Source organism: Nonomuraea sp. NPDC004580, assembly GCF_040609855.1.
GTDB classification, from domain to species: Bacteria; Actinomycetota; Actinomycetes; order Streptosporangiales; family Streptosporangiaceae; genus Nonomuraea; species Nonomuraea salmonea.
In genome coordinates this window covers 45,837-58,247 of sequence record NZ_JBEXLH010000022.1, presented here as the reverse complement: position 1 = coordinate 58,247, position 12,411 = coordinate 45,837, and the positions used below count along the sequence as shown (strand labels likewise).

Sequence of the window (12,411 nt, the reverse complement as noted above, 5' to 3'; positions counted from 1 at the left end):
ATATGTACGGATTGAACGATCTCGGCTCTGGATCACAAGGAATCACCAGCGAGATGTAAGGGACGGCCCACTCCGGTCCTGCCGCTGAGGACTCATGTTGGAATCCAGTGCCGGCAACGATGGTGTCTTGGGCACATCCGGGACATGACCACGCGATCATCCGAAACGATGAGAAGTCCTGTGCGTGAAACCGCAGGTCACAGGGTGTGGACCGCGAATCTCAGCAGCTCATTCCAGGCCTGAGAAAGGAACCCGGCCTACAGGCCTGGCCGCGGGGACGTGCGCGACCTCGTTCTTTGTGTGCGGGCCACAGCGCCAGTGCCCCGGCTCGGGCAAGTCACCAGGTTCGGCGATCTCGACGGGACGGACCACAGCCAGCGGAACAGTCCGTCGACCGCTCGAGTCCACCAACGAACGGGCATCTGATCCGGAGAACCTGATCACCATGCGTTGCGCCTCACCGCCCGCGATTGGCTGAGCCCCCGGAGGGGAGCCAACGCGGGAGCCATACCAGATGAACGGTCCTGCACGGATCTGGACTCGGCTGGCTGGGCCGACACCGCGTTCGGACCGCCGTCAACTGATCCAGACGACGGGCAGCTGGTTCGAGTCCAATCGCGGGAGCCACAGTGCGGGCCCTCTCACCAATAGGTGAGGGGGCCTTCGTCGTTTTCCGATGTCCGCTTGTGGTGGGCGGTGTCTGCCTGAAGATCGGTTTTGGTGTCTTAAGCGGGGCTTCAGGTGCGGTGGGCGAGCCTCGAGAGCGTCACAACGCCTCGGGGAGGGAGACCCCATGTTGACGCGACGTCTCGCGATCGTCGTCACCGCCGCCGCGCTCGGGCTCGGTGGGATGGCCACGTCGGCGCTGGCCGATGACGGGCCGGTCCGGGTGATCGGTGAGCGGGTGATGGACGGTGACCGCATTCTGCGCGGCGGGAAGCTGACGTGCTGGACGCGTGAGGGCAGGAAGGTGCGGTTCTCCGACCGTGCCGGGGACGAGCTGATCGAGGTCGGTGACGTCGGTCCCGTCCGGGTCGTCGAGCCGGTGACGGCGGGCGGCGACGGCGGCGGCGACGGCGACGGCGACGTGGTGGTCGTGCCGGAGGAACGGCTGTCCATCGCGGTGCCGGCGCGGGAACTGCCGAGGAAGGTCGCGGGGAAGCGGTGGCGGCAGGCGAGGGTGATCCACCTCACCTGCGTGTGGGAGGGGCGCCCGCGTCGGTGACGGCCCGGGGCGCCCGCGTCGGTGACGGCCCGGGGCGCCCGCGTCGGTGACGGCCGCTCCTGGTGAGTGAGGCCCGCACCGCCCGGCGAGTGGGTTCGTGCTCGCCGGGCGGCGCGGGGCCGGTTCATGATGTTCGGTCCGCGAAGGTGTCCCCGTGCGTGCGGTCGGGGGTGCTGGTCTGCGGAAGCTGCGTCCTATCTCACCTTATGTAGTGAGATGGTGACGGGATTTCGGGAAACGCGGGACAAGGGGTCGGGCGGGGCGGCAGGATGGCGGGGCCGGTCGGTACGGCCGGAGCCGCGGGCAGAAGTCGCGGAGGCGGGGAGAGGGCGCCTCCAGCAGGACGTGCCGCCGACCCGGAATCGGTGGGGCGATCCGATGACCGAGAAGTGCTGGTTGCCGCGTGTCTACCTGGATCAGGTCCCTTCGTCCCTTCGACGCGCCCGCCGTACGGACGGTGAACGGGTGCACCATCGACCTCCGCGAGGCGGAGCGCTTCATCAGGCTCTACCACGCCGAGCATCCCTCGGCCGGCGGTCTGCAGGCCAGGCTCCGTGACGTGGCCAGAGACGTGGCCCGTTACGGGACCTACACGCACACGTACGAGGAGCTCGAGTTCGGCGCCCGGGTGGCCTGGCGCAACAGCAACCGCTGCATCGGCCGGCTGTACTGGCGCTCGCTCAAGGTGCGCGACCGCCGCGAGGTGAGCACGGCCGAGGGGGTGGCGCTGGAGTGCGTGGCGCACTTGCGCGCGGCCACCGGCTCCGGCGCGGATGCGCAGGCCCCTGCGGGCAAGATCAGGCCGACCATCACCGTGTTGCCGCCTGACACGCCCGCGCTGCGCGGGCCGCGGATACTCAACGACCAGCTGGTCCGGTACGCCGGTTACCGGACCAAGGACGGCGTCGTCGGTGACCCGGCGAACGTGGCGCTCACCGAGGCCGCGCAGGCGCTGGGCTGGCAGGGCAGGGGCGGGAAGTTCGACGTGCTGCCGCTGATCATCCATCCGGGCCGCGGCAGGCCGCTGCTGTGCAACCTGCCGGGTGACGCCGTGCTGGAGGTGCCGCTGAGGCATCCCGAGTATCCGTGGTTCGAGGGGCTGGGGCTGCGCTGGCACGCCGTACCGGCCATCTCGAACATGTGCCTGGAGATCGGCGGCCTGTGCTACCCGTGTGCGCCGTTCAACGGCTGGTACATGGGCACCGAGATCGGCGCCCGCAACCTTGCCGACGCGGACAGGTACGACCTGCTCCCCGTGGTGGCCGAGCGGCTCGGCCTGGACACCTCGTCCGAGCGCTCGCTGTGGCGCGACCACGCCATGGTGGAGCTGAACGTGGCGGTGCTGCATTCGTTCGAGCGGGCGGGGGTGACCATGACCGACCACCACACCGAGTCGCGCCGCTTCCTCGCCCACCTGGAACGGGAGGAGAAGGCGGGCCGGGTCTGCCCGGCGGACTGGTCGTGGATCGTGCCGCCGATGTCCGGCAGCGCCACCCCGGTCTTCCACCGCTATTACGACACGCGCGTCCTCACCCCCGCCTTCGTCCACCACGACTGAACCTTGCCTTCCCGGCCTAGAACATGGTTCTGTTGGGGGCATGGCGGAACTCGTGCTCTCCACGCTCGACGACCAGGGCGTGCTGACCCTCACCTTCAACCGGCCCGAGACGCTCAACGCGTGGACCGACGCGCTGGGCCGGCGCTACTTCGACCTGCTGGCGGAGGCGGAGGCGAATCCCGGCGTGCGGGTGGTGGTGGTCACCGGCGCGGGCAAGGGGTTCTGCTCCGGCGCCGACTTCAAGACGTTGAGCGCCATCCAGAGCGGCTCGTACGACGAGGTGCCCGACCCGCGCCCGAACACGTACCCGACGACGATCCGCAAGCCGATCATCGCGGCCGTCAACGGGGCCTGCGCCGGGCTCGGGATGGTGCACGCGCTGGTGTGCGACCTGGTGTTCACCGCCGAGGAGGCGAAGTGGACGACGGCGTTCGCGCGCCGGGGGCTGGTGGCCGAGTACGGGCTGTCATGGGTGCTGCCCCGGGTGATCGGGCAGCAGCGGGCGATGGACATCCTGCTGTCGGGGCGGGTGTTCACCGGCAGGGAGGCGTACGAGCTGGGGCTGGTCAACCGGGCGGTGCCGGGGGAGTCGCTGATGGAGGAGGTGCTGGCGTACGCGAGGGAGCTGGCGGCGCACAGCTCCCCGGCGTCGCTGGCGGTGATCAAGCGGCAGGTCTGGCACGACTGGGAGGCCACGCTCGACGACGCGGCCAAGACGGCCACGCACGAGATGATGGCCTCGTTCGGGCGGCCCGACTTCGTGGAGGGCGTCGCCAGTTTCCTGGAGCGCCGCCCCCCGAACTTCCCGCCGCTCTGAAGGGCCGCTCTTAAGGCCGCCCTGACGGCCGCTCTTAAGGGGCCGCCCTGAAAGCCGCGCTGAGGGGTCAGGCGATGCGGTGGGCGCCCTGGGCCGGGGTGGCGGGCAGGAAGCGCGGAGCCTGGTAGCCGCGCTCGGCGTAGGCGGCCGACACCGACTCCTGCACGCTGTCCAGCCGCTCGACCGGCACCAGCGCGATGGCGGAGCCGCCGAAGCCGCCGCCGGTCATCCGCGCCCCGCGCGCCCCGCCCTTCAGCGCGGCCTCGACGGCGACGTCGAGCTCGGGCGACGACACCTCGTACAGGTCCCTGAGCGACAGGTGTGAGGCGTTGAGCAGGGCGCCGATCTCTGTGACGGCGCCCGCCCGCAGCAGGCCGACGAGGGCCTCGACGCGGTGGTTCTCGGTGACGACGTGCTCGGTGCGCTTGCGCTCGTCTCCCTGCAGCCGCGCCAGCGCGCCGGCCAGGTCGGTGACGTCGCGCAGGGCGGGCACGCCGAGCTTGCGCGCCGCCGACTCGCACTCGGCGCGGCGCTTGGCGTATTCGCCGCCTGCGTGCTCGTGGTGCACCTGAGTGTCGATGATGAGCATGCTCAGGCCGTGGGCGGCCAGGTCGAGCGGGATGGACCGGCTGCCGAGCGAGCGGCAGTCGAGGAACAGCGCGTGACCCTCCTCGCACAGGGCGGAGGCGGCCTGGTCCATGATGCCGCAGGGCATGCCGACGAAGTCGTTCTCCGCCTTCTGGCTGAGCAGGGCCAGCTCCATGGGCGTCATGCCGAGGCCGTGCACGTCGTTGAGCGCGGAGGCGACGGCCACCTCCAGGGCGGCGCTGGAGCTCAGCCCGGCGCCCTGCGGCACGTCGCCGTCGATGGCGATGTCGGCGCCGGCGACGCGGTCGCCGAGCATGGCGAGGACGCCGACGACGTAGCGGGTCCAGCCGCGCGACTCCTCGCGGGTCTCCATGACGACGGGCTCGCCGTCGGCGGACTGGAGGGACAGCAGGCGGATGACGCCGTCGGTACGCGGGGTGAGCGCCGCCGTGACGCCCCACGGCACGGCGAACGGGAGCACGAAGCCGTCGTTGTAGTCGGTGTGCTCGCCGATCAGGTTGACGCGGCCCGGCGCACGCCAGACGGTCTGCGGGGACGCGCCGAAGGCGGCACGAAAAGCTTCAACAACGCGCATAATCCAACACTCCTCAACAAGGACCCGTCCGTAGACTAGCGCCATGGAGGAGTTCCTGGATCCAGCGCTCGGCCAGGTCCGGGTCTTCCTGCGGCACGACGACAACAAGCCGCGCAAGCTGAAGTACAACCTGGGGCACGCGCGGGTGCTGACGTTCGGGGGCGCGTACTCCAACCACATCAGGGCGGTGGCCGAGGCCGGGGCCCGCCACGGCATCGAGACGATCGGCGTCATCAGGGGTGAGGAGCACCTGCCGCTCAACCCCGTGCTGGCCCGCGCCGCCGCCTGTGGCATGACGCTGACCTACCTCGACCGCGCGACCTACCGGCGCAAGGACACCGAGGAGGTGCTGGCGGGGCTGCGCGCGCGGTGGGGCGAGGACGTCGCGATCCTGCCCGAGGGCGGCAGCAACGCGGCGGCCGTACGCGGGTGCGCGGAGCTGCCAGGGGAGATCGAGGACGACTACGACGTCATCTGCTGCCCGGTCGGCACCGGCGGCACCCTGGCGGGCATCGCGGCCGGGCTGCCCGAGGGGCGGCGGGCACTGGGCTTCGCGGTGCTCAAGGGCGCGGGGTTCCTCGAGGGCGAGGTGGCCAGGCTGCAGCGGGAGGCGTACGGACGCGTCTCGGGTAACTGGTCGATCGACCTCGGCCACCACTTCGGCGGCTACGCCCGCACGACGCCCGAGCTGGAGGCGTTCGCCGCCCGCCACGGCTTCGAGCGGATCTACGTGGCCAAGATGATGTACGGCATCCTCGACCTCGCCCGCCAGGGCGCCTTCGCTCCTGGCGCCCGCGTCGTCGCGGTGATCACCGGTCAGCCCTCCACGCCGGTCGAGGTGTGCGGCGCGCCCACCGGCTTCGACTCGGGCGAGCCCCGCTGGCGCAGATAGATCGACAGCACCACCATCGACAGCACGGCCAGCAGCTCCGACTGCCAGTTCTGCAGGCTGCGGTCCCAGAACTCGCCCGAGGTGACGTACGAGCCCCACGAGACCGGGTCGCGCAGGTCGCCCAGCCGATCGGCGTTGTAGGCCGCCTGCCCGGCCACCGACTGCGCCAGCCACGACAGCAGGAAGATCAGCCCCATCACCAGCCCGAGCGAGTTGCTGAACAGCCACAGGCGCAGCCCCTTCGCCCTGGCCCAGCGCGGGGACCCAGGGTCCGCGTGCCGCCCGATCCGCTGCTCCTCGTCGGACTCGGCGCCCGCCTTGTCCAGCTCCTTCGACTCCGGCGAGCCCTTCTGCACCAGCCAGACGGTGAGCATGATGAACAGGAAGAACTGCAGGTACTCCGACTGCCAGTTCTCGGCCACGTCCACGGCGTAGGACGAGGAGGCCAGGTACGACACCAGCGACACCGGCTCGCCGCCCTGGGCCACCTGCTCGTCGTTGTAGTGGAACATGCCCGCCACCGCCTGCCCCGCCACCGCCAGCAGGAAGAGCACGAGGAATGTCAGGGCCAGGGAGTTCTCCTTGATCCACTTCACAGTCTCGACCACCCCAGGACGAAGAAGCAGGCCAGGCCGGCCACGATCAGCAGCAGGGTCAGCGTGAACATCGTGCGCATCAGCCGTCCACCTCACAGTTGTACGGCAGGTCACCGGCCGGTTCGCAGCCCGCGGCCTTGACCCGCCAGCCGTCCGCGTAGCGGTGCAGGAAGAGCGTGTCGCCGCGCAGCCGTACCTGGGCCTCCTCGCCCCACACGCTCACCCCGGTGACCGCTCCGCCCGGGCCGAGCCGCAGCTCGCGCAGGGCGGCGGCGCAGCTCTGACCAGGGTCGGGCAGCTTCTCCGCGGTCTGTCTGGACAGCAGGGCGCACGCGGCCTCCTCCTGGTGGGCGGAGAGCGCGGCGTGGAACCGTTCGGCCGTACGCGCCGGGGCTGCCGTGTCCACGGCGCAGCCGGTCAGCCCCATGGCCAGCGCCAGCACGATCACCGTTCTCATGGCGTGCCGCTACCCACAGGAGGATCACGCATGCGGAGGGTCAGCCCAGCTGGTCGAGCACCGGGGCGACGAGGGCGTTGAGCTCGCGGGCCAGCACGGTCACCGCGCGGTGGGCGCGGCGCTCGACGTCGTCGTGCGGGCCCTCCGGCTCCGGCGGCAGGTCGTCGAGCGGCAGCGGCGCCTCGACCAGCAGGGACGCGCGCAGGAAGGGCACCCGGGCGAGGTCCTGCTGGCTGGGCTCGACGTACTGGCCGAAGGTCTCCTGCCAGTCCGTCCAGCCGCGGTCGCGCCACCAGGCGCGGGAGCGGCGCAGCTCGTCGGGCAGCGGGGAGACGATGCGGACGCGGGTGTAGAGGGTGCCGTCCCAGGTGTTGCGGTGGCAGGTCGCCTCGAGGACGCGGCGGTCCCAGCGGACGTAGCCGGGCGTCAGGGACGGCGGCGTGGCCAGCTCCCACGCCGTGCAGGCGAACCGTACGGGTGCGATGTCCCCCCACTCGAAGTCGTCGAGGTTCTTCCGCACGTGTACGGCATAGCGCCCATCACGGTCCCTGTCGAACTCCTGATCGATCCAGAACGCTCTGCCCATGAGCACTACGCTACGGCGCTGCCCGCCCTCCTCGCGGGCGGACCGGAGATCTCGAATCGCCGTGTGACGCCGGTGACACATGTGTAGCTTTTTCACATCATCCGATGACCTTGGAGTGCATATGGCGTCAGAGCAGCTCGATGCGGCCATGAGCCACTGGAGAGCCGGAGATCTCGACCAGGCCGCCGTGCTGTTCAGGCAGATCGCGGCGACGGGGGATCCGGAGGCGTCCCATCTGCTGGCCGGTCTGCTGCAGGAGCAGGGGGATCTGGACGGCGCCGAGGCTGCGCACCGCTCGGTGATCCAGTCAGGGGACCCGGTGTTCGGGCAGCGTTCTGCGATGGCGATGGGCATGATGCTCGTCAACGCCAAGGAGTGGGCGGCGGCGCACCGCGTGCTGATGATCGCCTCCGCCGGCGCCGACTTCGAGGTGGCGGCGCTCGCCGACACGGCCCTGGTGCTGGTGTGCACGCAGCTCGGCGACGCGCCGGGCGCGCAGGAGGCGCTGGAGCGGGCCCGCAGGTGTGACAGCCCCGCCGTGGCCGAGCTGGCCGCCCGGCTGGAATTGCCCGAGATCCCCGTCGCGCAGGCGCCGCCGCACGAGCTGTACGCCGCCGCCGAGGACGAGGACGACTATCGTGCCCTGCTGACCTGCGGCGACCCCGAGGTGGTGTCGCTGGCCGCGTTCCAGCTCTATCGGATGTACGCCGACGCGGGCGACTTCGACCAGGCCCGCGCCGTGTGCGAGCACGCCATCGCCGTCGGCCACCCCGACCACCTGGCGATGGCGCACAACCTGCTCGGCGCGGTGCTGGTCGACCTCGGCGAGTACGCGGAATCGGCCGCCGCCTACCGCGTCGCCGCCGAGCACCCGGACCCCGACGTCCGGCTGCCCTCGCTCATCGAGCTGGCCAAGGTCACCGCGCAGCTCGGCGACGACAAGGAGACCAGGGCGATCTTCCAGCGGGTGATCGCCAGCGGCCACCGCGAGCACGCCATGCAGGCTCAGGCGTGCCTGGCCCAGCTGCACACCGAGGCGGGGGAGAGCGCCGCCGCGCTGGCCGCGATCAGGACCGTGCTGGAGGCGGGCGACGGCGAGTGGTCCTCGGTCTGCGTCACGCTGCTCGGCATGCTGCTCGAACAGCAGCCCGAGGTGCACGACGAGGCCATGGAGCTGGCCCTGCTGGCGGCCGGGCACGCCGACCCCGACACCGCGTTCAAGGCCACGCTGCTGCTGGAGCACGACGCCAGGCGGCAGCCGCCCGCCGACCCGGTGACCGAGCAGGCGCTCCACGACGTCGACGACGGCCTGGCCCGGCTGCGCGACGGCGACCTCGCCGGGGCCCGGCTGCTGCTGCGCAGGGCCGCCGACTCCGGCGCGCCCGTCCAGGCGCCGCGCGCCATGGTCGCGCTGGCCTGCATCGAGCTGCGCGACGGCGACCCCGAGCAGGCCGACGAGCTGCTGACGTACGTGGCAGAAGGCGACGACGTGCCGCAGGGCTTCCAGGCGGCGGTGCTGCTCGAACTGCTGCGCGCGCCGGGCGACGAGCCGCATCCCGTGCTGGGCGCTCTGCTCGACCACCACTGGCTGGGCAGGGAGGAGGGCCTGCGCGCCTACCGGGCCGCCACCGAGCACCTCGACCCTGCCGTCGCGGCGCTCGGCACCGCCGTGTTCGCGCACGTGCTGGTCTCCAGCGGGTACGACGCCTCCGACGCGGCCGAGCTGTTCCTGTCGGCGGCCGGGGGCGGCGACCCGCTCGCGCTCTCGTACGCGGCCGTGCTCGGCAAGGAGGTGCTGAGCGACCGGCGGCAGGCCACCGAGCTGCTGGAACGCGCACTCGCCGAGGGGCATCCCGCGCTGGCCCCCTGGGTGGGCGCCACGCTCGGCGCGGTCGTGGCCGACGACGACCCCGGATCGGCGCGGGCGGCGTACGAGAAGGTGCTCGCGGGGCCGCACCGCGGGCTGCGCGTCGAAGCGGCGCTCGCGCTGACCGAGATCTACGAGCGGCAGGGCGACCTGCTCGCCGCCTGCCGGCTGCACGAGCGGATGATCGCCGAGGGCGCGCCCGAGCACGCCGTGCTGCCGCTGGCCGTCACCCGGCTCGGGCTGGACGACCCGGCGGGCGCGCGGGCCGCGCTGGAGCACGGGACCGACCCGCTCAGCGCGTTCGGGCGGCTGGTGCTCGACCGGGACTTCGACGCCGCCGCCCGCGCGATGCCGGAGGGTGAGGCGTGGTCCGCGGCGACCCGGCTGGCCATCAGATGCGCGAACGCCTGGCAGCACGCCAGGGAGGTCGAGGCGGCCGACGGCGTGCTGGCGATGGTGGTCGAGTCGGGGCATCCTGCGCTGCGCCGCTACGCCGCCTGCCTGCTCGGTGCGCTGCGTGTCGACGCGCGTGACCCGCGCGGAGCGGTCATGGCGTACCTCGCGGCGCTGGGGGAGGACGACGAGCTCGACCGGCTGGGGTTGCGCGAGGCCGGGGAGCTGCTGCACGGCCTCGGGGAGCACGCCGACGCCGTGGAGGTGCTCTCCCGCCTGCCCGCCGGCGACCGCGACGCGGCCCTCCTGCTCGGGCGGTCCCTCGTGGACGCGGGGCGGGTGCCCGAGGCCCTGGGACGGCTGACGGCGGCGTTCGGCGCGGACGGCCGCGTGCTGGTGGCCCAGCACCTGCACGAACGCGGCGACACCCGAGCCGCTCTCGCCACCCTGACCGGCGCGGAAGAGGAGCCCACGCCGGCCGCCGCTTCCGTCGCGGAGGCGCTGCGGGTGCCGGAGACGGCTGAGGCGGAGCGGTTGCTCGGGGTGTTGCTGGCCGAGACCGGGGAGCTGGAGGCGGCCAAGGCGGCCTTCGAGCGCGCGGCGGCGCTCGACCCGGACTCCGAGCCGGAGACCATGCTGGCCGCCGGGAGGAGCCTCCGGGCGGCGGGGGACGACGACGCGGCGCGGTTCGCGCTGGAGCGGGCCGCCGCCGACGAGGACGGCCTGTCCGGCGCGACGGCCCGCCACCTGCTCGGCCGGGCCGGCCCCGACGAGCTGCCGTGGGTGCTGGACGCCGAGGGCGACCGGCCCGGCGCGGAGGCGGCGCTGGCCGAGCTGACCGGTTCGCGGCCGCTGGCGGCGCTGCTGCTGGCGCTGCGGGACGGGGACGTGGCGCGGGTGCCCGACCTGCTGGCCGCGTTCCCGGAGGGCGCCGAGCGTGACGAGGCCGTGACCCATGCCCTGGACGCGGCGGCGGAGCTGGACGACGACAAGGCCGAGGTGCTGCTGCGCGTGCTCGCCGGCGAAGGAGACCCCAGGGCCGCGTTCGAGCTCGGCACGCTGCTCGCCAGGAACGGCGACCCCAGCCTGTCCGAGGTGTACCTGCTGCGGGCCACCGAGCACCCCGGCGCGGCGCCCGTCGCCTGGCACGACATCGCGATCGTCCGCCACCGACGCGGCGACCTGGACGGCGCGATCGAGGCCGCCATGGCCGGGCTGCCCCGCACCGGGCAGCTGGCCGCCGAGCTGCTCAGGGAGCGCGGCGAGCCGCAGCGGGCCCGCGAGGTGCTGGCCGAGGCGGCGGCGGGCGGCGACCTGGAGTCCCGCCGCAGACTGCTCGCCACGCTGGTCAGGGAGGAGGACCACGACGCCGTGGCGGCCGAGGCCGGCCTGGCGATGGCGAGCGGCGACCCGGACACCGTGGCCATGGGCCGCTGGGCGCTGGGCGCCTCGCTGGCGCTCAGGGGCCGCAGGGAGGAGGCCGCCGCCGTGTTCGTCCGAGGCGTCGAGGCCGCGCCGGACGGGCAGGCCGCCTCGATGCGGGTGGACCTGGCCGGCGTCCTGGAGGAGCTGGGCGACCGCGAAGGGGCCGAGCGGGAGCTGCGGCTCGCGGCCGGATCAGGCCACGAGGCGGCGGCAGGCCGGGCGTGGATGCGGCTGGGCGTGCTGGCGTACGAGGACGGCGACATCGACGCCGCCGCCCGCGCGTTCGCCCCGGTGCTCGGCACCCCCGTGGACGATCTCGCAGAGGAGGCGCTGACCGGGCTCGCCCAGGAGGCGAGCGAGCGCGGCGAGCACGCCCTGGCCCTGCGGGTGCTCGCGCTGATGGGCGAGCGCGCCGCCGAGCCGGCCCGCGCGCTGGGCGGCCGGTGCAGCGACCCGGATGCGGTGCCCGGCTACTTCGCGCTGGCGGGGACGGGCCCGTACGCGGAGCTGGAGGCGGCCCAGCGGCTGGCCGAGCTGGGGGAGACGGGCCGGGCGCGGGAGACGTACGAGCGGCTGAGCAGGGACGAGGACCCCGGCGTGCGGTTCCTCGCGGACGGCCGGCTGCTGGAGCTGCTGGACGCCGACGGCGACGCCGAGGCCGTCTACTCCCTGGCCGCGCGGCAGGCGGGCGACGCGGACAGCCCGGCGCGCGGCGTGTTCGGCGGGCTGCTCGGCATCCTGCAGGAGCAGCAGGGCGACATCGAGGCGTCGCTGCGCACGCTGGAGGACGCGGCGCGGGACGGCGACCTGACCGCGCTGACCCTGTACGCGCAGACGCTGGTGGAGTCAGGCCAGGTGGACGCGGGCCGGCGGGTCTACCTGCAGGTCATGGAGGCCGGTGACGGCGACCTGGCGGTGCGGGCGATGCTCGCGCTCGGGCAGACGTACCACGACGAGGACGCGCTGCGGGCGCGCGCCTGGTACCGCAGGGCGGTCGAGGAGGGCGGGGGGCACAACAGCGCGCTGGGCGCGATGTTCCTGGGCGCGCTGGCCAAGCGCGAGCGCGACTATCCCGAGGCGCTGAACTGGTACCAGCGGGTGATCGACTCGGGCGACCCCGAGTCGGGGCTGGCGGCGGCGCACCTGGGCGAGCTGTGCTACTGGCTGGGCGACCGCGACGGCGCGCTCCGCTTCTACGAGCTGACGCTGGGGCTGAGCGAGCAGGACGAGCTGGTCGCCGAGGCCGCCTGCCGCATGGGCGAGATCCGGTACGAGCGCGGCGACCTGGAGCTGGCCCGCCGCCTGCTGGTCAGGGCGGTCGAGACCGGCGACCCTTCGTTCGCTCCCGAGGCGGAGGCGCTGCTGAGCAAGCTCGCTTAAGGCTTGCCGTCAATTAGATGACTGGATAGCCT

Annotated in this window: 9 protein-coding genes; 5 read left to right on the top strand and 4 right to left on the bottom strand. The window is 72.9% G+C overall.

Going from position 1 to position 12,411, the window contains the following annotated elements; genetic code table 11:
• Window positions 1–793: 793 nt before the first annotated feature.
• The 3 genes from ABZW11_RS23015 to ABZW11_RS23005 all read left to right on the top strand — a co-directional run bounded on the left by ABZW11_RS23015 (window position 794) and on the right by ABZW11_RS23005 (window position 3,600).
• On the top strand, window positions 794–1,225 hold the full coding sequence (locus tag ABZW11_RS23015) for a hypothetical protein (protein ID WP_355420366.1): 432 nt from the start codon (window positions 794–796) through the stop codon (window positions 1,223–1,225).
• A gap of 403 nt (window positions 1,226–1,628) precedes the next feature.
• Entirely contained in the window at window positions 1,629–2,783 is a 1,155-nt protein-coding gene (locus ABZW11_RS23010) for a nitric oxide synthase oxygenase (protein WP_355420363.1), read from the top strand.
• A gap of 40 nt (window positions 2,784–2,823) precedes the next feature.
• Window positions 2,824–3,600 carry an enoyl-CoA hydratase-related protein gene (locus tag ABZW11_RS23005; protein ID WP_355420360.1) on the top strand — a complete coding sequence of 259 codons (777 nt, stop codon included), beginning with the start codon at window positions 2,824–2,826 and terminating at the stop codon, window positions 3,598–3,600.
• A gap of 67 nt (window positions 3,601–3,667) precedes the next feature.
• Here the strand turns inward: ABZW11_RS23005 and galK are convergent, their stop codons facing one another.
• On the bottom strand, window positions 3,668–4,783 hold the full coding sequence (galK, locus tag ABZW11_RS23000) for a galactokinase (protein ID WP_355420358.1): 1,116 nt from the start codon (window positions 4,781–4,783) through the stop codon (window positions 3,668–3,670).
• A gap of 43 nt (window positions 4,784–4,826) precedes the next feature.
• Between galK and ABZW11_RS22995 the strand changes: the two genes are divergently transcribed.
• On the top strand, window positions 4,827–5,675 hold the full coding sequence (locus ABZW11_RS22995) for a pyridoxal-phosphate dependent enzyme (RefSeq protein WP_355420356.1): 849 nt from the start codon (window positions 4,827–4,829) through the stop codon (window positions 5,673–5,675).
• Here ABZW11_RS22995 and ABZW11_RS22990 read toward each other — a convergent pair.
• The 3 genes from ABZW11_RS22990 to ABZW11_RS22980 all read right to left on the bottom strand — a co-directional run bounded on the left by ABZW11_RS22990 (window position 5,600) and on the right by ABZW11_RS22980 (window position 7,314).
• On the bottom strand, window positions 5,600–6,283 hold the full coding sequence (locus ABZW11_RS22990; RefSeq protein ID WP_355420353.1) for a DUF6766 family protein: 684 nt from the start codon (window positions 6,281–6,283) through the stop codon (window positions 5,600–5,602). The genes ABZW11_RS22995 and ABZW11_RS22990 overlap by 76 nt on opposite strands.
• Window positions 6,284–6,350: 67 nt before the next feature.
• Window positions 6,351–6,728, bottom strand: a complete 378-nt coding sequence (locus tag ABZW11_RS22985) for a hypothetical protein (RefSeq protein WP_355420351.1) — start codon at window positions 6,726–6,728, stop codon at window positions 6,351–6,353.
• Window positions 6,729–6,768: 40 nt separating this feature from the next.
• A complete protein-coding gene (locus tag ABZW11_RS22980) occupies window positions 6,769–7,314 on the bottom strand; it encodes a hypothetical protein (RefSeq protein WP_355420348.1) in 546 nt (181 codons plus the stop codon).
• A 148-nt stretch (window positions 7,315–7,462) separates the two neighbouring features.
• On the opposite strand from ABZW11_RS22980, the gene ABZW11_RS22975 reads away from it, so the two are divergent.
• Window positions 7,463–12,379 (top strand): tetratricopeptide repeat protein, encoded by a 4,917-nt coding sequence (locus tag ABZW11_RS22975; protein ID WP_355420345.1) that lies wholly within the window; start codon window positions 7,463–7,465, stop codon window positions 12,377–12,379.
• The last annotated feature ends 32 nt before the right edge of the window (window positions 12,380–12,411 follow it).

Excerpts from the sequence above, each read along its gene's own strand:
- ABZW11_RS22985 (WP_355420351.1), bottom strand. The coding sequence starts at position 6,728 with ATGAGAACGGTGATCGTGCTGGCGCTGGCCATGGGGCTGACCGGCTGC.
- ABZW11_RS22980 (WP_355420348.1), bottom strand. The coding sequence starts at position 7,314 with ATGGGCAGAGCGTTCTGGATCGATCAGGAGTTCGACAGGGACCGTGAT.
- ABZW11_RS23005 (WP_355420360.1), top strand. The coding sequence starts at position 2,824 with ATGGCGGAACTCGTGCTCTCCACGCTCGACGACCAGGGCGTGCTGACC.
- galK (WP_355420358.1), bottom strand. The coding sequence starts at position 4,783 with ATGCGCGTTGTTGAAGCTTTTCGTGCCGCCTTCGGCGCGTCCCCGCAG.
- ABZW11_RS22995 (WP_355420356.1), top strand. The coding sequence starts at position 4,827 with ATGGAGGAGTTCCTGGATCCAGCGCTCGGCCAGGTCCGGGTCTTCCTG.
- ABZW11_RS23015 (WP_355420366.1), top strand. The coding sequence starts at position 794 with ATGTTGACGCGACGTCTCGCGATCGTCGTCACCGCCGCCGCGCTCGGG.
- ABZW11_RS22975 (WP_355420345.1), top strand. The coding sequence starts at position 7,463 with ATGAGCCACTGGAGAGCCGGAGATCTCGACCAGGCCGCCGTGCTGTTC.